Consider the following 23,332-nt stretch of genomic DNA (forward strand, 5'->3'; position numbering starts at 1 on the left):
TTATTTTTTTGTTAAAATCCTACTTTTATGCCGATGCGAACTGCAAATTTTGGAGAAGGCAATCCGTTTACGCTTGTGTGTTTTCCTCTCCAAATAAAATCTACTCTTAACGGACGGATGTCTTTATAGCCTATGTTTTCTAATCCAAAACCATATTCGTAATATAGTTTATCTGTTGGTGCAGCGTAAGTGATATTCGATTTGTTGATGGCGATATTTTCATCAGAAATGGTTCCGTAAACTGTTTTAAAAGTAATTAAACTACGGAGTTTTAAGTGTTTTATTAACGGAATTCTATTTAAAATAAATCCGTTAAAATGCTGTTCAAAATGTCCAGAGATATAAGTATCTGTTACAAAATCGTAATAGTTCATTAACGAAAAGGTATTTTTTGTCAACCAATATGTTTGGTTTGCAGGAATCGGACTTAATAGTGTAATTGGCACTTTTCCGAAGGTTTTTCCACCATCAACAGTTGCAATCATCAATCCTATTTTTCCTAATAATATCGGTTGACTGTATTTAAACTGAATTTTATCATAATTAAAATCACCATTTAAAAATCCTTTATAACCTCTGTGATAATTGACAACCAATGAAGGGAAAAGGTTTCTCCCCATTTTTTGTTCTATACCAAAACCGTATTCAAATCGTCCAGGAGTATACGCAATATAAATGTCTGTACTAACATCTGTAACTTCAGATTGAATATTGTTTTTATCATCTAAATAATCTACAGAAAAATAAGTTGGAGAAGCACTTTTTATAACATTATGTGCTGCCGAGATTCCGAAATGAAGATTTTTTTTGAGCTCAATATCAAACTTTATAGCAGTTCTATTTACGTCTGATAAAAAATAATTATCTCCTCTAGAAAACAAGGCATTTGGGTCAAAAACATTTGCATTTAATCCGTTGGTGGTTAACAATTTTCCGCCTAATTGTTCGATATCTTTTAAGTAAGAAATTCCGACGCCAATTCTTGGTTTGTAGCTGACCAAATATTTTATTTCTGTACCAAATTTATATCTTTTGTCTTTTGTTCCGTAGCCAACAAACCCGCTTACTCTAAAACGATCATCGGTAGTTTTAAAAGTTCTATAGCCTAATTTTATTTTCAATCCTTCTACACTGTTTTTTACAATTGTATTCCAATACTGACCAAATTGCAAGTTTGAACCAAGTGAAAAATATCCAGTTGAGAATGTGTTTAAAACGCTACTTATTTGCTTTATTTTCTTTTGATTTTTTACAGAATGAATAAGTTTATAGGTGTTTTTTTTCTCGGTAGATTTACTTACACTATCCCAATAAATTTTATTTTGATGAAACTGTTTTGGCTTGTAGCGAATAATTTTTTCTGAGTAAAAATTATCAGATAATTCCTGATCAAAAATATAGTTAGAGTAAGAGCTTGTTTTCTTTATAGTTAAGCCTTTGTTGTCGTCGCTTTTGTCTGTTAGTGTGAAATCACCTGTATACACATCTTTTTTTGAAAGATAAATGCTATCATTTTTTATGATAAATTCTTTTTCAAAAGACAATCTTCTAACAAAATTAAGATTGATGTCTTTATTGATTTTCATTTTTATTTTTGTGATAGAAAAGTTTTTATCCGCAACCCATAAAAATCCTTCGAAAGCTAAATCTCCATCCCTTCTTGGAAAAAAATAAATGGCATATGTTTTTTTATTGTTGACGATAATACTATCATGTAAAACATAATCGTAGGTTTCAAAACCAGTTGTAGAAATAGGACTTACAAATGATTTTTTTAAAATTTCAATATTGTTTTTATGAATGTCAATATCATTAAATGTGTTAGACATTCTTTCAAAAACAAATCCGTCTTTGTTAACACCATCATTTTTTTCAGCTTCAATATCTTCTCGTTCAATATTAAGAATGTTGTTTCCGTAAATATTTTTTACAGTTTCACTTAAAAAAAGCGGAATGTAATAATTGATGCCATCATCATTTGGGGGTAATTCTTTTAAGACTTCTTTATATTCTTTTTTAAAAATAGTTTTTAAAAAAAGGGAATCTAAATTATTTAAACCAACTTCGGTAGTTTGTAGTTTTCTATATTGATACGATTTTACAAGCTTTAATCCGTTTTTCTTTTTACGACTCCAAACTTCTTTTAAAATTCGGTATGCCGGATTTTCTTTCTTTTTAAGGCGTTTTTTTGGTTTAGAAACAATAACAATTTCATCAAGAACATTGCTGGCTTCCTTTAAAATAATTTTAAAAGATGTTTTCTTAGTACTAAATTTTAAAGAAAGAGTTTCGTAACCAACACAAGAGATTTCTATTCTCCCGCGTTTTTTTGAAGATGTTAACTGAAAGCTGCCATCAAAACCTGTAACAGTACCATTTGTTGTGTTCTTAAAATAGACATTTATATACGGTAATGGTTCATTATTAACATTGACTATTTGTCCAGAAATTTTTAGCTGTGCATTGCTAACAAAGCAGGTAAGTAAGAATAAAATAGGGACAAGTATTTTCATGGCAAAAAAAATCCTTTTTAATGTAATTTGATAAAAAGGATTTTAAAAGTGTTTTAATTTTTTTTAAATATACAAAACTTCTTTAACTGCTTTAATAACATCATTAGAATTTGGTAACCAAGCCTCTAATAATACAGGAGAATACGGTGCAGGAGTATCTGCAGTTGTGATTCTTTTTATTGGGGCATCTAAATAATCAAATGCTTCATCTTGAATTCTATATGTTATCTCAGAAGCAACACTAGCAAACGGCCAAGCTTCTTCTAAAACAACTAATCTATTTGTTTTCTTTACAGATTTAATAATTGCATCGTGATCCATTGGGCGAACCGTTCTTAAATCGATAATTTCTACAGAAATATTTTCTTTAGCTAACTCTTCAGCAGCTTTATATGCTTCTTTAATAATTTTTCCGAAAGAAACAATAGTTACGTCTGTTCCTTCTCTTTTTATTTCTGCAACTCCAATTGGCAATACATATTCTCCTTCAGGAATCTCCATTTTATCACCATACATCTGTTCAGATTCCATAAAAATTACAGGATCATTATCTCTAATTGCAGCTTTTAATAAACCCTTTGCATCATAAGGATTTGAAGGAACGATTACTTTTAAACCAGGTGTATTTGCAAACCAATTTTCAAATGCTTGTGAGTGTGTAGCTCCTAACTGACCAGCAGAACCAGTTGGTCCACGAAAAACAATTGGACAATTAAATTGCCCACCAGACATTTGCCTAATTTTTGCTGCGTTGTTTATAATTTGATCAATTCCAACTAAAGAAAAGTTAAACGTCATGTATTCTACAATAGGTCTGTTTCCATTCATTGCAGATCCAATAGCAATTCCAGCAAAACCAAGTTCAGCAATTGGAGTATCAATAACTCTCTTTGCACCGAACTCATCTAACATTCCTTTACTAGCCTTGTAAGCTCCATTATATTCTGCAACTTCTTCACCCATTAAATAAATGCTTTCATCTCTGCGCATTTCTTCGCTCATTGCTTCGCAAATCGCTTCTCTAAATTGAACTACTTTCATTCTTTAATTTCTTCTTAAATTAAGTGTAGCAAAAATATAAAAATTAATAGTATAACGTACTATTGTAAGATTAAATAGCAGTTTTTTTATTTATTTTCGTTTTTATCCACAGTTTTGTTAAAAAAAATACTATGCGCGCATAATAAATTGAAAAAAATGTCATAAATTCGTAGCGATAAATAATGAAATAATTTTCAAAAATAGAATTAGATGAAAATATTAGTTTGTATCAGCCATGTACCTGATACCACATCCAAAATTAACTTTACAGATAATGACACGAAGTTTGATACAAACGGAGTGCAATTTGTAATAAACCCATATGACGAATTTAGTTTAACTCGTGCCATGTGGTTTAAAGAAAAGCAAGGAGCAACTGTTACAGTTGTTAATGTTGGAAACGCGACTACAGAGCCAACGCTACGTAAAGCTTTAGCTATCGGGGCCGATGATGCAATAAGAGTAAATGCAGATGCTACTGATGGATTCTTCGTAGCAAAACAAATCGCAGAAGTTGTAAAAAACGGAAGCTATGATTTGGTTTTAGCGGGTAGAGAATCGATCGATTATAACGGTGGAATGGTTCCAGGAATGTTGGCATCAATCTTAAATTTTAATTTTGTAAATGGTTGTATTAGTTTAGAAATTGAAAATACTACGGTTACAGCTGTAAGAGAAATTGAAGGAGGTAGTGAAAAATTATCAACAAGTTTACCTTTAGTGGTTGCAGGGCAAAATGGTTTGGTTGAAGAAAAAGATTTACGTATCCCGAATATGAGAGGGATTATGATGGCGCGTAAAAAACCATTATCAGTTGTTGAAGCAGTTGATGTTGCAGCGCAAACATCTTCAACATCATTTGAAAAACCAGCAGCAAGAGGAGCTGTTAAATTAGTGGATGCAGATAATATTGATGAGCTAATCAATTTATTGCACAATGAAGCTAAAGTAATTTAATAACGCTTAAACAAACAAAAAATATGTCAGTTTTAGTATTCGCCGATTCATCGGAAGGAAAATTTAAAAAATCTGCTTTTGAAGTCGTTTCTTACGGTAAAAAAGTAGCAGAACAATTAGGTTCAAATGTTGTAGCTGTAACCATTAATGTTGCAGATGCATCAGAATTATATAAATATGGAGCAGAAAAAGTAGTTTCTGTTTCTAATGACCAATTAGCGACTTTTAATGCAAAAGCATTTGCTTCTGTATTAGAGCAAGTTGCTTCAAAAGAAAAAGCGAACGTTGTAATTATAGATTCTAGCGTAAACGGATTGTATGTAGCGCCAATTGTAGCAGTACATTTAAATGCAGGATATGCCTCAAATGTTGTTGCGTTACCAAGTTCTACAGATCCTTTTATAGTAAAAAGAAAAGCATTTTCTAACAAAGCATTTTCTAATACAACAATTGCAACAGATGCAAAAGTTATTGGCTTGGCAAAGAACTCTTATGGAGTTCACGAAAATGCAGTAAGCGGAACCACAGAAAGCTTTGATGCTCAGATTTCCGATGCTGATTTAGGCGTAAAATCTGTAAGCTTAGACAAAGCAACAGGAAAAGTAACTATTGCAGATGCAGATATTGTTGTTTCAGCTGGGCGTGGATTAAAAGGTCCAGAAAACTGGGGAATGATTGAAGAATTAGCAGAAGTTTTAGGTGCTGCAACCGCGTGTTCTAAACCCGTTTCTGATTTAGGTTGGAGACCACACGGAGAACATGTTGGTCAAACCGGAAAACCAGTTGCTTCTAATTTATATATTGCAATCGGAATTTCAGGTGCCATTCAGCATTTAGCAGGAATTAATGCATCAAAAGTAAAAGTAGTAATTAATATAGATCCAGAAGCACCATTTTTTAAGGCTGCAGATTACGGAATTGTTGGAGATGCTTTTGAAGTTGTACCAACATTAATTGAAAAATTAAAAGTTTTTAAGCAATCATAAATAACTACTATTTAATAAAAAGTGAGTTGGATTTTTATCTTTTAAAATAAATTAGAAGTCAACTCAATATTTTTAGTAAATTGTGCCCATAAAAGGGCTGTCTAAAATTAGGTTTTGCCAATTTAGACAGCCTTTTTTCTTTTTATGATGATTGAAATTAAATGAGTTTGATAAAACTAACAATTAAAGGAATTTCTTATAGTCAAACACAAACTGGAGCTTATGCTTTGGTATTGAGTGAGATAGACGGAGATAGAACTTTGCCGATTATTATTGGCGCTTTTGAAGCACAATCTATTGCCATTGCTTTAGAAAAAGAAATTAGACCGCCAAGACCATTAACCCATGATTTATTTAAAACTTTTGCAGACAGGTATTTTATCAATATCAAGCAAGTAATTATCCATAAATTGGTTGATGGCGTTTTCTTTTCTAGTTTAATTTCAGAAAAAAATGGCGTAGAAGAAATTATAGACGCAAGAACTTCTGATGCAATAGCAATTGCAGTTCGATTTAATGCACCAATTTACACCTATGAAACTATTTTAGATAAAGCAGGAATTTATTTAAAAGTAGAAGAAGAATTATCTTTGGATGCTCCAGAATTAGACACGGACGATTTAATGGCAGATATTATTTCAGAAACTTCTGAAGAAGCCCCAAAACAAAAATCATTAAAAGAGTTATATAAAGAATTAGATGCTGCTGTAGCAAATGAAAACTACGAGCTGGCGGCAAAAATTAGAGATGAAATAAGTAAACGCTCTTAAAAAAAACCAACCTATTATGAAAAAATTATTAATTATCCTTTTTTGTTTTGTTTCAGTTTCAATGTTTTCTCAAACGTCAACTGAAATAGCCACAGAAATAATACCAAGTCAAGGGTTTTCTTTAAGCAACTTATGGCGAGGTGTTTTAGGAATGATTTCTTTATTGGTAATCGCCTATTTGTTCTCTAGCAATAAGAAAAAAATTGAATGGAAAACTGTAGGAATTGGTTTGTCTGCACAATTATTAATTGCAGTTGGAGTCTTAAAAGTAACTTTTGTTCAAAAAATATTTGAATGGATTGGTGGCTTATTTGTAAGTGTTTTAGATTTTACAAGAGCAGGAAGTAAGTTTTTGTTTGAAGGTTTGGTGGTAGATATGGACAAATTTGGATACATTTTTGCCTTTCAGGTATTGCCAACAATCATCTTTTTCTCAGCATTAACATCGGTTTTATTTTATTTGGGATGGATTCAGAAAATTGTAAAAGTATTGGCTTGGTCATTAGCAAAAGTGTTAAAAATATCTGGAGCAGAAAGTTTATCTGTTGCGGGTAATATTTTTCTTGGTCAAACTGAAGCACCATTATTGATTAAAGCGTATTTAGAAAAAATGAATAAGTCAGAAATGTTGTTGGTGATGATTGGAGGAATGGCAACTGTAGCGGGCGCAGTTTTGGCTGCGTATATTGGATTTTTAGGTGGAGACGATCCTGTGTTAAGATTGCAATTCGCAAAACATTTATTAGCAGCTTCTGTGATGGCAGCTCCAGGAGCAATCGTAATTTCTAAAATATTGTATCCACAAGTAGAAGAAATAAATACAGATGTGCGTGTTTCTAGTGAAAAAATAGGCTCAAATATTTTAGATTCAATAGCAAATGGAACAACAGAAGGATTAAAACTGGCAGTTAATGTTGGTGCAATGTTGTTGGTTTTTGTTGCATTTATTGCAATGATGAACGGAATTCTAGGTTGGGTTGGAGATATTACTTCTATAAACGATTGGATTGCAGGAAACACTTCTTACCAAAGTTTGTCCTTGGAATTTATGTTAGGATATATTTTTGCACCGCTAATGTGGTTAATTGGGGTAGCAACAGATGATATGGCAATGATGGGGCAATTACTAGGAATTAAATTAGTAGCAAGTGAATTTGTTGGATATATACAATTGGCTGAATTAAAAAATGTGGCAAGTGCAGTTCATTTAAATTATAATAAATCAGTGATTATGGCAACGTACATGTTGTGTGGTTTTGCTAATTTTGCGTCTATCGGAATTCAAATTGGTGGAATTGGTTCTTTAGCGCCTGGTCAAAGAAAAACATTGTCAGAATTTGGGATGAAAGCCCTAATTGGAGGAACAATTGCATCTTTAATGTCTGCTGCAATTGCGGGAATGATTATAGGGTAAAAGGTTTTAGGCAAAAGCTAAAAGTAGAAAGGTGAAAGTATGAGAAACTTTAGGAAACTTGATGTTTGGAATGATGCTAGGTTTTTAGTTAAAGAAGTTTATGTCATCACATCAAAATTGCCTTCTTCAGAAAAATTTGGATTAATTTCTCAAATTAATAGATGCGTAATTTCTGTACCTGCAAATATTGCAGAAGGAAGCACAAAGGATTCTCAAAAAGATTTTATTCGATTTTTACAATTTAGTTTAGGATCTGCCTATGAGTTAGAATCACATTTAATTTTATGTTCAGATTTAAATTTTATTGAAGAGAAAGAATTAAATTTGACTATTGATAAAATTCAAATTTTACAAAGACGAATTTCATCTTTAATAAAATACAATCAATCTAAACTTTAACCACTTACCCAAAACCATTTACCTAAAATATGAAACAATATTTAGATTTAGTGAAGCACGTTTTAGAAAACGGAAACGCAAAAGGAGACAGAACAGGTACAGGAACTAAAAGTGTTTTTGGACATCAAATGCGTTTTGATTTAAGTGAAGGTTTTCCGATGGTAACCACTAAAAAACTACATTTAAAATCGATAATTTATGAATTGTTATGGTTTATAAATGGAGATACAAATATTAAATATTTACAAGAGAATGGTGTGAAAATCTGGAATTCTTGGGCGGATGAAAAAGGAGACTTAGGTCCAGTTTACGGACATCAATGGCGTAATTGGAATAGCGATGATATTGATCAATTACAAGAAGTAATTACAACGTTAAAAAACAATCCTAATTCTAGAAGAATGTTGGTTTCTGCATGGAATCCATCGGTTTTGCCAGATACTTTTAAATCATTTTCAGAAAATGTTGCCAACGGAAAAGCAGCTTTGCCGCCATGTCATGCGTTCTTTCAGTTTTATGTAGCAGACGGAAAATTATCTTGTCAATTGTATCAGCGTAGCGCAGATATTTTTTTAGGCGTTCCGTTTAATATTGCAAGTTATGCTTTATTTACTATGATGATAGCGCAAGTTTGTGGGTATCAAGCAGGAGAATTTATCCATACTTTTGGCGATGCACATATTTACAATAATCATGTAGAACAATTAGAATTGCAATTGTCTAGAGAAGTAAGAGCGTTGCCAAAAATGAAAATCAATCCAGAAATTACTTCCATTTTTGATTTTAAATTTGAAGATTTTGAATTGGTAGATTACAATCCACATCCACATATTAAAGGAAAAGTTGCTGTTTAATTATGAGTACAATTACAATTATAGCAGCAATAGCAAATAACAATGCTTTAGGAAAAGACAATGATTTAATTTGGCATTTACCAGTCGATTTAAAACGCTTTAAAAAGGTAACTTCTGGGCATCATATTTTAATGGGCAGAAACACGTTTGAATCTATTGGAAAACCCTTGCCAAATAGAACAACAGTTATTATCACCAGAAATAAAAACTACCAAGCAGAAGGTTGTATTGTTGTTGATAGCATTGAAAAAGCAATTGAAGTTGCCAAAGAAGATGCACAAATTTTTATTATTGGCGGAGCACAAATTTACAAACAAGCAATGGCTTCTAATTTAGTAGATCAATTAGATATCACTCAAGTGCATCAGTCTTTTGATGCCGATGTTTTTTTTCCTGAAATTGACTCTAAAATTTGGTATGAGATTGCTCGAGAAGATTTTTCTTCTGATGAAAAAAATAAATATGATTATAGTTTTATCAGTTATCAAAAAAGAAAGGATAACTAATAAGAAAGTTTCATTTTGTACTTCTGTTCTGCAAATTTAAAGTACCAGTACAATTTATAATTTACATCTAAACCATAATCAATATTCGCTTGATAATCGATTGCGTTTTCATAAATATTAGAGTTAAATCGTTGAGGATATCTAACCCTATTATTCCAAACATTTACATAAAGTCTATTTTTATTTTTTAAATACGATTCAGAATAATATTCCTTTGATCTGGCTTGGGTATTTAAAAAAGTAGTAAATCCTGGGTCTATAATAATAATTTCGTATTGTAATGCTTCATTAGCAATTACAACAGGTTGCTCTTTTATCGTCGTATTATTTTTTGTTTGATATGAACCACAACTAACAATCAATAAAATAAAAGGGATAAGGAATGTATAAAATTTTAGCTGTTTCATAATCAGTAAATTATTTAGTGAAGGTCTAAAAAATAATTGAAAAAGCATTGATTTATTCAGGTTTTAACATTAATTTTCAGCATCAAATTTAATTTAATATGCGTAAAATTATTTTCTACCTATTTATAGCAGCAGTCTTATTTTCTTGTAATCAACCAGAGATTAAAAAAGCACCCTACAAGATTTTAAACGAAAAAGAGAGAGCAGTAGTACAAGACGAAATTATTGAAGATCGTTTTAACAACCTACTTCCTAAGTTGATGGACGAAACCGATATTGATATGTGGGTTGTAATTTCTAGAGAATACAACGAAGATCCTGTGATAAAAACCATGTTGCCATCAACTTGGTTAAATGCAAGAAGAAGAACCATTTTGGTATTTTACCGAAACAAAGAGAAAAACACCATCGAAAAATTGGCCGTTGCAAGATATGATGTTGGAAAAAACATCAAATCGGCATGGAATAAAGAGAAAGAACCAAATCAATGGAAAGCATTAAATAGGATTATTGAAGAACGGAATCCAACTAAAATAGGTGTAAATATTTCTAAATATTTTGCATTGGCTGATGGATTGGTAAAAACGGATCATGATGAATTTGTAGAGAATTTATCAAAAGCCAATCAAAAGAAAATTGTTTCTGCAGAAAAATTAGCAATTGGTTGGATAGAAACTAGAACTCCAAAAGAAATGGAGTTGTTTAGAAACTTAGTGAAAATTACGCACGATATTATTGATGAAGCATTTACTAATAATGTGATAAAACCAGGAGAAACAACTACGAATGACGTTGTTTGGTGGATGCGTCAAAAAGTGACAGATCTGGGATTAAGCACTTGGTTTCATCCAACAATAGATATTCAACGAAGTAAAGAACCTTTAAAACCTCATATTTATTCGTTTTCAAAAGCCAAAAATAATCAGGTAATTTTGCCTGGTGATTTATTGCATTGCGATTTTGGAATAAGTTATCTTGGCTTAAATACCGATTGCCAGCAGCATGCCTATGTATTAGGGAAAGATGAAACAGAAGTTCCAGCATTTTTAGTTGATGCTTTTGCAAAAGGAAATCGTTTGCAAGATATTTTAACAAACAATATGCAAGTAGGAAAAACCGGAAATGAAATTCTAGTAGCTTCTTTAAATCAAGCAAAAAAAGAAGGATTACAACCTTCAATATATTCTCATCCTTTGGGGCTTTTTGGTCATAGTGCCGGAACTACGATTGGAATGTGGGATTCTCAAGGCGGAGTGCCTTTTAATGGAGATTATCTGTTACATAAAAATACGGTGTACGCAATTGAACTAAATGTTACTGTTGCTATAAAAGAATGGCAAAAAGACATTAGAATTATGCTAGAAGAAGCTGGTTTTTTTGGAGATGGAAAACATGAGTTTGTAAATGAAAGACAAGAAGCAATTAAACCAATAAAAATTAACTATTAATGCAGAAAAGATGTTTTTGGGTAAATAATGACCCGCTATATATTGAATATCATGATAAAGAATGGGGAAAGCCAGTGTATGATGACGCAACGTTGTTTGAGTTTTTGTTATTAGAAACTTTTCAAGCGGGTTTAAGTTGGATAACAATTCTGAAAAAACGAGAAAACTTTAGAAAAGCTTTTGATCATTTCGATTATCAAAAAATTGCAAATTACAAGCAGGATAAATTTGATGAGTTAATTGTAAATTCAGGGATTATTAGAAATAAACTAAAAGTAAAATCTGCCATTACAAATGCACAATTATTTATGGAGATTCAGAAGGAATTTGGTTCGTTTTCAAAATTTATTTGGAATTATGTTGATGGAAAACCAATCAAAAACTCTTTTAAAACAAGAGAAGAAGTACCAGCAACAACAGAACTTTCAGATACAATTTCTAAAGAGTTGAAAAAACGCGGATTTAAATTTGTTGGCTCAACAATTATTTATGCTTTTATGCAGGCAACCGGAATGGTTAATGATCATTCAACAGACTGTTTTTGTTATTAAAAAAGATGAGTATAATTTCTATTTCAAGACCAGATTTAAAGAAAATCATTAATTTATTTAATAGAAAAATAGGCCTTTTCTTTTTGGGAGTTGCCGGTTTGTATATAGACGGTGTTCATTTTTCAGAAAAACTTGAATACAATCAAATTTTGATAAATATTATTATGTTGATTGGATTCTGGTTATTGTATTCAAGATCAACAAAAAGAACAAAAGAATTGATGATTTATGCGGTTATACTTGGTTTTATTGGTGAATATTTCTTTTCGGTTTTTTTAGGAATGTATAGGTATAGATTGGGTAATGTTCCATTGTATATTCCTTTTGGTCACGCAGCGGTATTTGCTAGAGTGTATGTTTTTTCTAAAGCATCAATAGTTAAAAAAAATCATAAAGCTTTAGAGCGTTTTTTGTATATAATCATTTCATTATTTGCTTTAGGATACTTGTGTTTTTTTAATGATGTTTTTGGTTTTATTATGACATTAGGTGTCTTTGTGTTGTTGATGAAAAGACCAAAAGGCAGAATGTTTTTTTTAACGATGTATATAGTTGTAGCAGTTTTAGAAATTGGCGGTACAGTTTATGGTGCATGGAAATGGCCAGATACAGCTTTTGGTATTTTTGGCTTTTTACCAAGTCATAATGCACCAAGTGGAATTAGTTTGTTTTACTTTTTGCTAGATATAGGCTGCTTTGTGTTATATACACAACGAAACAAAATTGCTTGGAGCAGAGTAAAGAATATTAGAAAAATAAATAAATTATGAAAAAAGTATTGTTATTATTAATGTTAGTTTCAATTGGATTATATGCTCAAGAAAAAAAAGCATCAAGCAATTTTTCAACTACAACTGTAGAAAAGTTAGACTTAAATAAAATATTTGATAAAAAAACAGGTGAAAAAATTTCTCCAAGAAAGTTTTTAAAATTAAGAAAATCAGATAAAAATTATATTCTAGAACGTGTTATAGATAAGTATGGTAATATTGAGAGGTATCTTTATGTAAAAACAACGAAAAAATTAATAACAAGAGATGTAAGTAATCGAATAAAACCCGGAGAGAAGTTCCCAAACTTTAACTTAAAAACTATAGAAAATAGAAGGATAGTATTAGATAAACTTAAAAAAAAGATTGTAATTATACGATTCGAAATGGAAGCTAATAGTTTTAGATTTAAAAAGAGAGAAATTTTAGAATTAGATAATCAAATTAATGAACTTAAAAATAAAAACGAAAAAGTTGAAGCTTTGATCATATTTATTTCAAATGCTTCTGAAATTAAAAAAGGATTTAACCTTAAAAAATCAAATTTTAAATTAGTGGCAAATGGGCAGAATTTTAATGAAAGATACTTTATCACTAGATACCCAACTACTATTGTAATTGATGGAAAAGGGAATCTTATTGATTATTTTTCTTACTCAGGTGAAATTGTTTTAAAAGATTTAATTAAAAAATAATTTCAAATAATTAAAAAAATATAAGATTCTGAGCTTAGATGTTTGCAAGAGAATTCAACTAGCTTTTACTATAAATCCGAATTGCACTAAATATTAAGATGGCAATTAGCATCCAAAAACCAACTTTTAACGCAGTGTTTTTGTAGTATTTTTTATGGTTGATAATGTCTTTTCTATAACTCCAAATCATTAGAAAAAGAAAAGCTAAAACAAAAATTCCAGCAAAAATTAATTGACCATTGGTAAACATAAAATCGTATTTTTATGCAAAAATACAAATTAAATGAAGACAGCAATTGTTTTTGGAGCAACTTCTGGTATCGGAAAATCTCTAACAGAAATATTAGTTAAAAACAACTATAAAGTTGCAATTACTGGTAGAAGGTTAGAATTGTTGGAAGCATTAAAAAATAAATATCCAGATCAAATTTTAGTCAAACAAAACGATATTCAGCAACTAGAAGAGGTTGAAAAAGTTTTCAATGAAATTGTAGCAGAATTTAAAACCATCGATTTAATTGTGCAATCTTCTGGAGTTGGATTTGTAAATCCGAGATTAGAATGGAACTTGTTAGCACAAACAATTAACACAAATGTTTTAGGTGTTACAAAATTATATGCTTTAGCATACAAGCTATTTAAACAACAGCAATTTGGACATTTGGTTGGTATTTCTTCTATTGCATCGATCAGAGGAAATAGAGCAGCGCCAGATTATTTTTCATCCAAAGCATATCAAAAAGCATTTTTAGAAAGTTTGTATATCAAAACAAAATCGATAAAATCTAAGAAAGTATTTATTACAGATATTCGTCCAGGATTTGTAGATACACCAATGGCTTTAGGCGATGATATTTTTTGGATGGTTCCTTTAGATAAAGCGGCAACTCAAATTTATTTAGCAATTAAAAAGAAAAAAAGAGTGGCATACATTTCTAAACGTTGGGCAATCGTTGCTTTTGTATTAAAAATAGCTCCAGCTTGGCTGCTAAAAAAACTATTATAATTGTCATTTCGAAAGAACGACGAAAGGAGTGACGAGAAATCTCATGAGTTTAACTAAAAGGTTTCTCCTCAGCACTTCATTTGAAAATGATAATTAGCAAAAAAATAAATCAAGAAGAAAAAATAAACATACAATCAAAACCCATGAAAAACAAAATCGCAGCAGTAACCAAATTTCACACCGCTTTTAAATTAAATATGAACCAAGAGCCAATTGCTCATATTGGAGAAGATAGAAACCTATTGCGTTTCAATTTAATGAAAGAAGAAAATGAAGAATATTTAGAAGCGGCACAAAATAACGATTTAATTGAGGTTGCCGATGCACTTGGCGATATGCTGTACATTTTATGTGGAACAATTATAGAACACGGAATGCAAGATAAAATTGAAGAAGTCTTTAACGAGATTCAACGTAGTAACATGAGTAAATTAGGTAAAGACGGAAACCCAATTTATCGTGAAGACGGAAAAGTATTGAAAGGACCCAATTATTTTAAACCAAATATTAAAGAGATTTTAGAGAATTGATTTTTACGTTTCGCTAACTTATATGATATCGAACGTTTTAATGATTTATATCAGTAGTTAGCAAAGTTATCAAAAATTAAATTTAGAAAAAAACTTCATTATTTTGTAACATTCTAGTGCTTTAGAGTACTTATAGTTGTATAAAACTTAAAACCATGTATTTATGAAAACAAATAGAAAGGAAAGATTGAAAACAATAAAAGAAAAATTACTTAAATTTCACTATTGCGAGGTAAAAGCCTTTAACAGAATATTAGGGATTAAATAACCAGATTACAGTTCGTAATTGTTGCCTTCTGAAGCAAACCTAAAACCTAGTTTTTCGATTTCTTTTCGTTCTTTGCTATTTTCTTGTAGCGTAGGATTTGTATGATTAAAATGAATAAAAATTACTTTGTTTTTTGTTGCTAAAGACTCATTTTTAAACAAAGCAACCGTTTCTGAAATAAATGGATGAGGAATCTCAGACATTGGTCGGTTTAACTCTCCATCTTTTAAAAAAGATGCATCTAAAAATGCGTAATCTACTTTTTTTACTTCTTCAATTATACTTTTCTTCCATTTGTGCCATTTATCAATATCTGGAATAAACAACGCTGTTTTGTTTTTCCCTTCAATTTTATAACCAACAGTTTCAGAAAACTCATCTCTGTGAGGAACTAAAAATGGCGTCACTTTTAAGTTGTTATTTAACACGATTGTAGAATCGTTTTGTAATTTTTGCAATGCAATATTTTGTAAAGAAACCAATTGACTCCACGGGCCATTTTTCTCTAAAAATGATTTCATTTTTGGCATTGCATACACCTTTGTTCCTTTTTTACCCAACGCTTCTCTGCCAAAATACATCAAACCTGTATAGTGCCCAATATGTGCATGAGTTAAGAAAACGCCATCAATAATTGTTGCTGTTTTTAAATGATGTTGTTCTAAATCTGCCAATTGTGTGTGCATGTCTGGAGTTGCTTCAAACAACCATTTTTGTTTGTTCTGTTGATCTACCAAACCTAAAGACACCACACTTTTTCTTTTATTTGTTCCGTTATAATAATTGGCGCAACATTCTTTTTGGCAACCAATATGTGGGTAGCCGCCATCTTGAGCAATTCCTAAAACAGTAATGTATTGTTGTAGTTTTTTTGGTTTAATAACCTCTGTTGATTTGTTTTCTACTTTACAACCCATTGCAAATATGATAAAAAACAATGCTACTATTTTTAATTTCATTTTAAGAAAAATTTAAAAATTAAAGTTACAAAAAAAGCACCAATCTTAGATTGATGCTTTTTGCTATTGTATAAAGCAAAAACTATAATTGAACTCTCCATCCATAAGGATCTTCAGTTTTATTGGTTTGGATGTCTGTAATTTTCTTTTTTAATTGAGCAGCGAAACTATTTTCTAATTCTGGCAACTCAAAATCTTCTTCTTTATAGCCAAAACCAGCAATTGGTGAAATTACCGCAGCAGTTCCAGCTCCAAATAATTCTTTTAATTCGCCACTTTTTGCAGCATTCACAACTTCTTTAACGGTTATTTTACGTACTTCAACGTTTATTCCGTTGTCTTTTGCGATTTGCAAAACACTTTTACGTGTAATTCCGTCTAAAATTCTATCAGAAGTCGGACTTGTAATTAACGTATCATTTATCCGTACAAAAATATTCATCGCGCCAGCTTCTTCAATATATTCATGACTTGTATCATCAGTCCAAATAACTTGATTATATCCTTTTTCTATGGCTAATTGAGTTGGATAAAATTGTGCGGCATAATTACCGCCAGCTTTTGCAAAACCAACGCCACCATTTGCAGCTCTTGCATATTTTTCTTCAATTAAAACTTTTACTTTTCCAGCAAAATAAGCACCAGAAGGAGCCGTTGCAATAATAAATTTATATTCAGTTGATGGTGAAGCGTGAAAACCATTTCCTGTAGCAAAAATAAAAGGTCTTATGTATAAAGAACTTCCTTCGTTAGTTGGAATCCAAGCGTTATCAATTTCTAATAATTTTTTTAAACCGTCCATAAAAAGTTTTTCAGGAACTTGCGGAATGACCATTCTTTCTGCCGATTTATTTAAACGTTTGCAGTTGTCTAAAGGTCTAAACAATAAGGTGTTTTCATTGGCGTCTTTGTAGGCTTTCATTCCTTCAAAAATAGATTGTCCGTAATGAAAAATCTTTGCTGATGGATCTAAAGAAATAGCTGCGTATGGTTGAATAGATGGGTTTTGCCATTTCCCGTCTTTATAATCACAGACAAACATGTGGTCAGAAAAAACCGTCCCAAAAGGTAAATTGTTAAAGTCTACAGAAGCTATTCTAGAATTTTGAATAGGATTAATTTTTATAGTTGAATTCATTTTAAATCAGAAATTTAATGCCGCAAAGGTAGGTAATTTATCACGTTCTAAACTCAGATAATGGCGAATATTATTGTTTAAATCCTTACATTTGTAGTAAATGTGTTAAAATTATAGAGGATGAAAAATCTATTAAAAGTGTGTGTTGTTTTCTTATTGGTTTTTACCGCTTGTAAAGAAAATTCAACAGAGAAAAAAGACACAAAAACAGCTGAAGCAACAACAAGTTTTGATTCTTTTGGGGCATTAATTTTCGACGAAGGAGCAATCGATTCGAAAGCAATGTTAGACAGGTTTAAATCGCTAAAAGTTGGCGATACCATCAATGTAAAATTTGCTTCAAAGATTGATGAAGTTTGTTCTAAAAAAGGTTGTTGGATGAAATTAGATTTAACAGACGGAACACAAACAATGGTTCGTTTTAAAGACTACGGATTCTTTATGCCGTTGGATGCTAAAGACAGAGAAGTAATTGTAAATGGTAAAGCATTTGTGCAAGAAACTTCTGTTGCAGATTTAAAACATTTTGCTGAAGATGCTGGTAAAACGAAAGAAGAAATTGCGAGAATTACAATGCCTAAAGTAGAGTTTACCTTTGAAGCAGACGGAGTTTTAATGAAAAAATAAACACAGTTTGAAAAGAGAAATTGTGATTACTGCAGATGGTTCTTCAACCATCCATTTACCAGATTGGAATGAAAATTACCATTCCACTCACGGCGCAATTCAAGAAGCAAAACACGTATTTATTTCTAAAGGATTGGAGGCGATTTCTGCATCAGAAATTTCGCTTTTGGAAATAGGTTTTGGAACAGGTTTAAATTGTTTTATCACTTTTTTAGAAGCTCAAAAGAAAGAAAAATTAATTAATTATGTTGGAGTAGAAGCATTTCCTGTAACAAAGGAAGAAGTTTCTAAATTGAATTATGTTTCAGAATTAAAAGCAAAACAGCAACAATTGGTTTTTGATGAAATTCACAATTGTCATTGGGAAGAAAAACATCAGATTCATTCTAATTTTTGGTTGACAAAAAGAAAGCAGTTTTTTAAAGATATTGTTGATGAAAATCAGTTTGAACTCATCTATTTTGATGCTTTTGGAGCAGAACATCAACCAGAATTATGGACCGTTGCTATTTTTAAAAAAATGTTTAAAGCATTAAGGGTAAACGGAATTTTAGTAACTTATTCCGCCAAAGGAAGCGTTCGCAGAGCCATGCAAGAAGTTGGTTTTACTGTTGAACGCCTTGATGGTCCGCCAGGAAAAAGAGAAATGCTGAGAGGAACGAAGTATTCAGCGTAGCTAAATATTTCAAGGAACGAAGTATTCAGCGTAGCTAAATATTTCAAAAAATAAAAAAGTATTAAAGTAAAATGGAAGAAAAAAAGTTAGAATTTAGAAGACTAAGAGGTCGAAAAAGGTCAAATCCAAAAAGAGGAATTGTATTTATTATTTTATTAATAATTATTGTCTATTTATGGATGAATGCAGATGCTATTATTTCAAAAATACTACCATAAATTACTTTTTAAAAGCCCGTTCTTTCCACTGATAATTGCTGAAAATTGATTTTAAAAAAACCCATACAATAAAATATGGATACACAAAACTACTTTTAAGATAGGTTTTAAAATCCATTTTTTTGTTTTCAAAAAGCGCCATTTTTTCTACTAATAAATAGTCAAAAAACAACTTTAATAAAAAGTAAAATATAAAAGTTTTAAAAGCGATTATTTTTAGAATTAATAACAAAGGCGCAAATGCTATAATTGCATTTCCTGTTAAAATGATGACTCCAATAAGCTTTCCAATTACTAAATTATAATTTGCTGTTTTTGATGCCCAACGAACGCGTTGTTCTATCAATTCTGAAAAAGAATTTACAGGAAATGTTTTTACAATAACATCTTTTGATTTTAGATACTGAACCTTCTCTTTATAAACCCGTAAAAATTTTTCTAATAAGAAAACATCATCGCCACTTGCAATAGAATTATTGCCTTCAAAACCATTTAGTTTTTCGAAAATATCTTTTCTGTACATTAAGTTTGCTCCATTGGCTAAAAACGGAATGTTCAATCCAAAACCACTAATAGTTGTTGCTTGTAAACTCATAAACTCTAAACGCTGAAATTGATGTAAAAATGTTGAGTCTGCCTCATAAGAAACCGGAGCAACAATCATGTTGCAATTGTTTTGTTGGATAAAATTATCGATGATTTTTAACCAGTTTTTAGGCACAACACAATCTGCATCTGTGGTGATAATCCAATTATTTTTTGCGTTTTTTAATGCTGCAGCAATGGCATCTTTTTTTGGGGAATTAGAAACTCTTTTGTTTTTAATAATTGAAATATTATTTTCAGTATTAGTAAATGATTTTTCAATAATTTCAACCGAATTATCTTTTGAATCATCATCAACAAAAAGAAACTCTACCAAGTTTTTTGAATACTTTAATTGCTGAATAGAATCTGCTAATTTTGGTAAATTTTTTGCTTCATTTCTAAACGGAATAATTACCGAAAAAGCTGTTTTTTCTGATGTTATTGTGCTTTTGAAAACGGCAATTTTGTTAAATCCAATTACAAAAACGAAAATGCAAATGATGTAGCCATAAAATAAAACACTAATGAATATCATTCTTTTTGCTGAATTAATTTGTCCGTACTAAAAGTAAGCACAAAATAGCTTCCAACAATGCTCGGAAGCACAAAATTAAAAATCCACATAAGCAAAACGATTGCTAAAACACTTGCTTCATTAACTTGATAGAAAGAAAAAACGATGATAGCAACAGAACCTTTTACAAGTATATCAAATAAAGACAACATTGGGATAATCGATGCAATTACATACATGGAAAAAACACACATCATTGCGTCTAAATAAAGAATATCAACATTAAAAATGACTAATAAAAAATAAAATTGATGTGAGAAAATTAGATATCGAAATACCGAAAGAAGCATCACTTTTTGCAATAGTTTTTTAGAAAAACCAGTCATTTTATCTTTAAAATACTGTATAGAATATCCTTTAAAAATAAAATCTTTTTTATCAATAAACCTGAAAACTATAAAAAACAGAACGAGAAAAATTACAATGAAAATTACATTCGTAAAATCAAGTTCAATCTTAAAATTGAAAAATAAATACAAGCAACCAATAAGTCCGAAAATAATGGTAACAACTAATTGAGAGATATTTCCGACAAAATTTAACGCTACAATTTTTTTTCGCAATGCTTTTTTAAAATATAATGCTTTTGCGCCATATTCTCCAATCCTGTTCGGGGTAATTAACGATGCTGTTAATGAAGCTAAACTTTGAATTGCAGTTTCAGAAAAAGAATTTTTTTGTACTTGATTTGCTAATAATTTCCATTTTGATATTTCTAAAAACCAATTAAAAATGGTAAAAATCAATAAAAAAAGTATATTTTTTAATGAAAAAATATTGGTTTTTGTCAAAATTGATAAAAAATAAAAAACTGACTGTTGTTGGTTCGTGAAGATTTTATCATAAATAAAATATCCGCAGCCAATAACAATAAAAAGTTTTACGACTAGCGCAAAGAATTGCTTAGATTTGTAAGAATTCGAATGATTCATGAACTGCAAAGTAACAAATAATTATTGTTTAGTTGCAGTGCTAAAATTAAAATCAATCTGAGATTGTGAGTACAGAAAAAATTATATTAGGTATTGATCCAGGAACTACCATTATGGGGTTTGGTGTCATTAAAATTGTGGGTAAAAAAATGGAGTTTGTTCAAATGAACGAACTGATTTTAACCAAATACACCGATCATTATCTAAAACTAAAACTAATTTTTGAACGAACTATCGAATTAATTGACACCTACAATCCAGATGAAATTGCAATTGAAGCGCCTTTTTTTGGTAAAAATGTACAATCGATGTTGAAATTGGGAAGAGCTCAAGGAGTTGCGATGGCGGCAGGTTTATCGAGAGAAATTCCAATTACAGAATATTTACCAAAGAAAATTAAAATGGCAATTACAGGAAATGGAAATGCCAGTAAAGAACAAGTTGCTCTGATGTTAAAATCCTTATTAGATTTAAAAACGTTGCCAAAAAACCTTGATGCAACAGACGGATTAGCAGCAGCAGTTTGTCATTTTTACAATGCAGGAAAAGTTGTTGGCGGGAAAAGTTATACAGGTTGGAGTGCTTTTGTGAAACAGAATGAAAAAAGAGTAAAGAAGTAGTTTCAGTCAACAGTCACAGTATTCAGTCGCAGTATTCAGTTGCAGTTTTCAGTCGCAGTTGCAGTTGCAGTTTTCAGTTGCAGTGTTTTAAAATAAATAATTATGGGATTTAAAGAATTGTTGGCTTTTAAAAAATCATTTGATTTGGCAATGCGAATTTTTGAAATATCTAAATCATTTCCAAAAGAAGAGAAATATTCTTTAACAGATCAAATTAGAAGGTCATCAAGAAGTGTTTCTGCAAATATTTCTGAAGCTTATAGAAAGAGGTTGTATCCAAAACATTTTGTGAGTAAATTATCTGATTCTGATGCAGAGAATTCAGAAACTCAAGTATGGTTATTATTTGCGTTGAAATGTAATTATATGAATGAAGTTGATTTTGAAAGTTTGTCTTCTGAAAACGCTGAAGTTGGAAAATTAATAAATTACATGATTAACAATTCTGATAAATTCGGAGCTAAATAACTGAATACTGCTACTGAATACTGTAAACTGATAACTAAAAAATGTCCGGAATATACATCCACATACCGTTTTGTAAACAAGCATGTTTTTATTGCGATTTTCATTTTTCTACTTCGTTAAAAAAGAAAGATGAGCTGGTTTCTTGTTTGATAAAAGAACTCGAAATTAGAAAAGACGAATTACAAAACGAAACAATTGAAACCATTTATTTTGGAGGTGGAACTCCGAGTTTATTGTCGGTTGATGAAATTGAATCTATCATTGATGCTATTAATTCGAATTATACAGTAATTGAAAATCCAGAAATTACGTTAGAGGCAAATCCAGATGATTTAAATGAAACGATCATTTTAGAATTATCTAAAAGTCCAGTAAATCGGCTAAGTATCGGAATTCAATCTTTTTTTGAAGACGATTTAAAATTGATGAATCGCGCGCACAACGCAGAAGAAGCAAAAAAATGTTTGTCTGTGGCGACGCGCCACTTTGAGAATATTACAGTAGATTTAATTTACGGAATCCAGAATATGACCATTGAAAAATGGAAACAAAATTTACAAACTGTTTTCGATTTTGGCATCCATCATATTTCTAGTTATGCGCTAACCGTTGAGCCAAATACAGCGTTGGATTCGTTTATCAAAAACGGAAAATATCCACCATTAAATGAAGCGTTGGCAAAACAACATTTTGATATTTTGGTTGAGGAAACACAGAAGCAAGGATTTGTACATTATGAGATTTCGAACTTTGGAAAACCCAACTATTTTTCGAAACACAATACCAGTTATTGGAACCAAAAAAAATACATCGGAATTGGACCTTCAGCGCATTCGTTTAGCAAAACTCACAGAAGTTGGAATGTTTCTAATAATACAAAATACATCAAATCTATTTTAGAAAGTAAGTTACCAAACGAAACGGAAGAGTTGTCTAAAAACGATCAATTTAACGAGTCTATTATGACAGGTTTACGAACTATTTGGGGAGTTTCTTTGGCGAAAATTGAAACTGAATTCGGAATTGATTATAAAAATCAATTACTAACATCCGCAGAAAAATTCATCAATAAAGATTTACTCGTCATTGCGAGAGAAACGAAGCAATCTTTTAATGATGAAGAGATTACTTCTTCGATTCCTCCTCGTAATAACACTGGATTTCTGAAAACCACAAAAAAAGGCAAATTTTTAGCAGATGGAATTGCATCCGATTTATTTATCCTGAACTAGTTTTAATACCATTGAATTTTGATATTTAACTCAACTGAAAGGTCTTTTTAAAATGGGAATGGAATTTGATAAAATCACAAAACCTTCAATTAAAAAAGGTATATTTGGATAATAATCCGTTGAGAATTTTAACACTTAAAAAGTTCTCGATACAATTTTTCGTTCCTCAAAATCACTCGAACTGA

Annotated in this window: 27 protein-coding genes; 19 read left to right on the plus strand and 8 right to left on the minus strand. The window is 30.7% G+C overall.

All coding sequences use genetic code 11. From position 1 onward, the window contains the following. Positions 1-11: 11 nt before the first annotated feature. Both KCTC32516_RS06320 and KCTC32516_RS06325 read right to left on the minus strand, forming a co-directional pair. Positions 12-2,513 carry a DUF5686 family protein gene (locus KCTC32516_RS06320; protein ID WP_301399544.1) on the minus strand — a complete coding sequence of 834 codons (2,502 nt, stop codon included), beginning with the start codon at positions 2,511-2,513 and terminating at the stop codon, positions 12-14. Positions 2,514-2,576: 63 nt separating this feature from the next. Continuing rightward, entirely contained in the window at positions 2,577-3,554 is a 978-nt protein-coding gene (locus KCTC32516_RS06325; RefSeq protein WP_301399545.1) for a pyruvate dehydrogenase complex E1 component subunit beta, read from the minus strand. Positions 3,555-3,764: 210 nt separating this feature from the next. On the opposite strand from KCTC32516_RS06325, the gene KCTC32516_RS06330 reads away from it, so the two are divergent. The 7 genes from KCTC32516_RS06330 (at position 3,765) to KCTC32516_RS06360 (ending at position 9,440) form a co-directional block, all read left to right on the plus strand. Further along, a complete protein-coding gene (locus KCTC32516_RS06330) occupies positions 3,765-4,511 on the plus strand; it encodes an electron transfer flavoprotein subunit beta/FixA family protein (protein WP_301399546.1) in 747 nt (248 codons plus the stop codon). A 23-nt stretch (positions 4,512-4,534) separates the two neighbouring features. Then, positions 4,535-5,497 (plus strand): electron transfer flavoprotein subunit alpha/FixB family protein, encoded by a 963-nt coding sequence (locus KCTC32516_RS06335; protein WP_301399547.1) that lies wholly within the window; start codon positions 4,535-4,537, stop codon positions 5,495-5,497. A gap of 161 nt (positions 5,498-5,658) precedes the next feature. Beyond that, complete coding sequence (locus tag KCTC32516_RS06340; RefSeq protein WP_301399548.1) at positions 5,659-6,267, plus strand: bifunctional nuclease family protein; 609 nt, start codon at positions 5,659-5,661, stop codon at positions 6,265-6,267. A 16-nt stretch (positions 6,268-6,283) separates the two neighbouring features. After that, positions 6,284-7,681: a NupC/NupG family nucleoside CNT transporter gene (locus tag KCTC32516_RS06345; protein WP_301399549.1), complete on the plus strand. Its 1,398-nt coding sequence runs from the start codon at positions 6,284-6,286 to the stop codon at positions 7,679-7,681. A gap of 39 nt (positions 7,682-7,720) precedes the next feature. Continuing rightward, complete coding sequence (locus KCTC32516_RS06350) at positions 7,721-8,080, plus strand: four helix bundle protein (RefSeq protein WP_301399550.1); 360 nt, start codon at positions 7,721-7,723, stop codon at positions 8,078-8,080. 29 nt (positions 8,081-8,109) lie between these two features. After that, positions 8,110-8,934 (plus strand): thymidylate synthase, encoded by an 825-nt coding sequence (locus KCTC32516_RS06355; protein ID WP_301399551.1) that lies wholly within the window; start codon positions 8,110-8,112, stop codon positions 8,932-8,934. Positions 8,935-8,936: 2 nt separating this feature from the next. After that, complete coding sequence (locus tag KCTC32516_RS06360) at positions 8,937-9,440, plus strand: dihydrofolate reductase (protein WP_301399552.1); 504 nt, start codon at positions 8,937-8,939, stop codon at positions 9,438-9,440. Here the strand turns inward: KCTC32516_RS06360 and KCTC32516_RS06365 are convergent. Beyond that, positions 9,437-9,847, minus strand: coding sequence for a DUF6146 family protein (locus KCTC32516_RS06365; protein WP_301399553.1), 411 nt, complete (start codon positions 9,845-9,847; stop codon positions 9,437-9,439). The two genes, KCTC32516_RS06360 and KCTC32516_RS06365, sit on opposite strands and share 4 nt — an antisense overlap. A gap of 98 nt (positions 9,848-9,945) precedes the next feature. Here KCTC32516_RS06365 and KCTC32516_RS06370 point away from each other — a divergent pair, with 98 nt between their 5' ends. Genes KCTC32516_RS06370 through KCTC32516_RS06385 form a run of 4 tightly spaced genes read left to right on the plus strand, consistent with a single transcriptional unit; the run spans position 9,946 to position 13,311 of the window. Then, positions 9,946-11,295: a M24 family metallopeptidase gene (locus KCTC32516_RS06370; protein WP_301399555.1), complete on the plus strand. Its 1,350-nt coding sequence runs from the start codon at positions 9,946-9,948 to the stop codon at positions 11,293-11,295. Then, complete coding sequence (locus KCTC32516_RS06375; protein ID WP_301399558.1) at positions 11,295-11,846, plus strand: DNA-3-methyladenine glycosylase I; 552 nt, start codon at positions 11,295-11,297, stop codon at positions 11,844-11,846. The genes KCTC32516_RS06370 and KCTC32516_RS06375 overlap by 1 nt, the downstream gene beginning before the upstream one ends. 5 nt (positions 11,847-11,851) lie before the next feature. Continuing rightward, entirely contained in the window at positions 11,852-12,616 is a 765-nt protein-coding gene (locus KCTC32516_RS06380) for a hypothetical protein (protein ID WP_301399559.1), read from the plus strand. After that, a complete protein-coding gene (locus KCTC32516_RS06385) occupies positions 12,613-13,311 on the plus strand; it encodes a TlpA family protein disulfide reductase (RefSeq protein ID WP_301399560.1) in 699 nt (232 codons plus the stop codon). Before KCTC32516_RS06380 ends, KCTC32516_RS06385 begins: the two co-directional genes overlap by 4 nt. Before the next feature lie 58 nt (positions 13,312-13,369). Here KCTC32516_RS06385 and KCTC32516_RS06390 read toward each other — a convergent pair whose 3' ends face one another. Further along, positions 13,370-13,561, minus strand: coding sequence for a hypothetical protein (locus KCTC32516_RS06390; RefSeq protein WP_301399561.1), 192 nt, complete (start codon positions 13,559-13,561; stop codon positions 13,370-13,372). Between the two features lie 33 nt (positions 13,562-13,594). Between KCTC32516_RS06390 and KCTC32516_RS06395 the strand changes: the two genes are divergently transcribed. Both KCTC32516_RS06395 and KCTC32516_RS06400 read left to right on the plus strand, forming a co-directional pair. Further along, positions 13,595-14,317 carry an SDR family NAD(P)-dependent oxidoreductase gene (locus KCTC32516_RS06395; RefSeq protein WP_301399562.1) on the plus strand — a complete coding sequence of 241 codons (723 nt, stop codon included), beginning with the start codon at positions 13,595-13,597 and terminating at the stop codon, positions 14,315-14,317. Positions 14,318-14,460: 143 nt separating this feature from the next. Beyond that, on the plus strand, positions 14,461-14,847 hold the full coding sequence (locus tag KCTC32516_RS06400; protein WP_301399563.1) for a pyrophosphohydrolase domain-containing protein: 387 nt from the start codon (positions 14,461-14,463) through the stop codon (positions 14,845-14,847). Between the two features lie 273 nt (positions 14,848-15,120). Here KCTC32516_RS06400 and KCTC32516_RS06405 read toward each other — a convergent pair whose 3' ends face one another. Both KCTC32516_RS06405 and KCTC32516_RS06410 read right to left on the minus strand, forming a co-directional pair. Further along, the gene (locus KCTC32516_RS06405; protein WP_301399564.1) at positions 15,121-16,074 is read right to left on the minus strand and encodes an MBL fold metallo-hydrolase; all 954 of its coding nucleotides are present in this window, start codon (positions 16,072-16,074) and stop codon (positions 15,121-15,123) included. An 82-nt stretch (positions 16,075-16,156) separates the two neighbouring features. Further along, a complete protein-coding gene (locus KCTC32516_RS06410) occupies positions 16,157-17,212 on the minus strand; it encodes a branched-chain amino acid aminotransferase (RefSeq protein ID WP_301399567.1) in 1,056 nt (351 codons plus the stop codon). Positions 17,213-17,332: 120 nt separating this feature from the next. Here KCTC32516_RS06410 and KCTC32516_RS06415 point away from each other — a divergent pair, with 120 nt between their 5' ends. From KCTC32516_RS06415 to KCTC32516_RS06425, 3 genes are all read left to right on the plus strand, one after another. Next, a complete protein-coding gene (locus KCTC32516_RS06415) occupies positions 17,333-17,839 on the plus strand; it encodes a DUF4920 domain-containing protein (RefSeq protein ID WP_301399568.1) in 507 nt (168 codons plus the stop codon). Positions 17,840-17,846: 7 nt separating this feature from the next. Beyond that, entirely contained in the window at positions 17,847-18,515 is a 669-nt protein-coding gene (mnmC2, locus tag KCTC32516_RS06420; RefSeq protein WP_301399569.1) for a tRNA (5-methylaminomethyl-2-thiouridine)(34)-methyltransferase MnmC2, read from the plus strand. A gap of 71 nt (positions 18,516-18,586) precedes the next feature. Beyond that, positions 18,587-18,733, plus strand: coding sequence for a hypothetical protein (locus KCTC32516_RS06425; protein ID WP_301399571.1), 147 nt, complete (start codon positions 18,587-18,589; stop codon positions 18,731-18,733). A 1-nt stretch (position 18,734) separates the two neighbouring features. On the opposite strand, the gene KCTC32516_RS06430 is transcribed toward KCTC32516_RS06425, so the two are convergent. Both KCTC32516_RS06430 and KCTC32516_RS06435 read right to left on the minus strand, forming a co-directional pair. Next, positions 18,735-19,856 (minus strand): glycosyltransferase family 2 protein, encoded by a 1,122-nt coding sequence (locus KCTC32516_RS06430; RefSeq protein ID WP_301399572.1) that lies wholly within the window; start codon positions 19,854-19,856, stop codon positions 18,735-18,737. Then, positions 19,853-20,827: a lysylphosphatidylglycerol synthase domain-containing protein gene (locus KCTC32516_RS06435; protein ID WP_301399573.1), complete on the minus strand. Its 975-nt coding sequence runs from the start codon at positions 20,825-20,827 to the stop codon at positions 19,853-19,855. The genes KCTC32516_RS06430 and KCTC32516_RS06435 overlap by 4 nt, the downstream gene beginning before the upstream one ends. A gap of 65 nt (positions 20,828-20,892) precedes the next feature. On the opposite strand from KCTC32516_RS06435, the gene ruvC reads away from it, so the two are divergent. From ruvC to hemW, 3 genes are all read left to right on the plus strand, one after another. Beyond that, positions 20,893-21,447 carry a crossover junction endodeoxyribonuclease RuvC gene (ruvC, locus tag KCTC32516_RS06440; protein ID WP_301399574.1) on the plus strand — a complete coding sequence of 185 codons (555 nt, stop codon included), beginning with the start codon at positions 20,893-20,895 and terminating at the stop codon, positions 21,445-21,447. A gap of 102 nt (positions 21,448-21,549) precedes the next feature. Then, complete coding sequence (locus KCTC32516_RS06445) at positions 21,550-21,915, plus strand: four helix bundle protein (RefSeq protein WP_301399575.1); 366 nt, start codon at positions 21,550-21,552, stop codon at positions 21,913-21,915. A gap of 41 nt (positions 21,916-21,956) precedes the next feature. Further along, positions 21,957-23,147, plus strand: a complete 1,191-nt coding sequence (gene hemW, locus KCTC32516_RS06450) for a radical SAM family heme chaperone HemW (RefSeq protein ID WP_301399577.1) — start codon at positions 21,957-21,959, stop codon at positions 23,145-23,147. Positions 23,148-23,332: the final 185 nt, after the last annotated feature.

The sequence above is a fragment of the Polaribacter huanghezhanensis genome (assembly GCF_030444335.1).
Classification (GTDB): domain Bacteria; phylum Bacteroidota; class Bacteroidia; order Flavobacteriales; family Flavobacteriaceae; genus Polaribacter; species Polaribacter huanghezhanensis.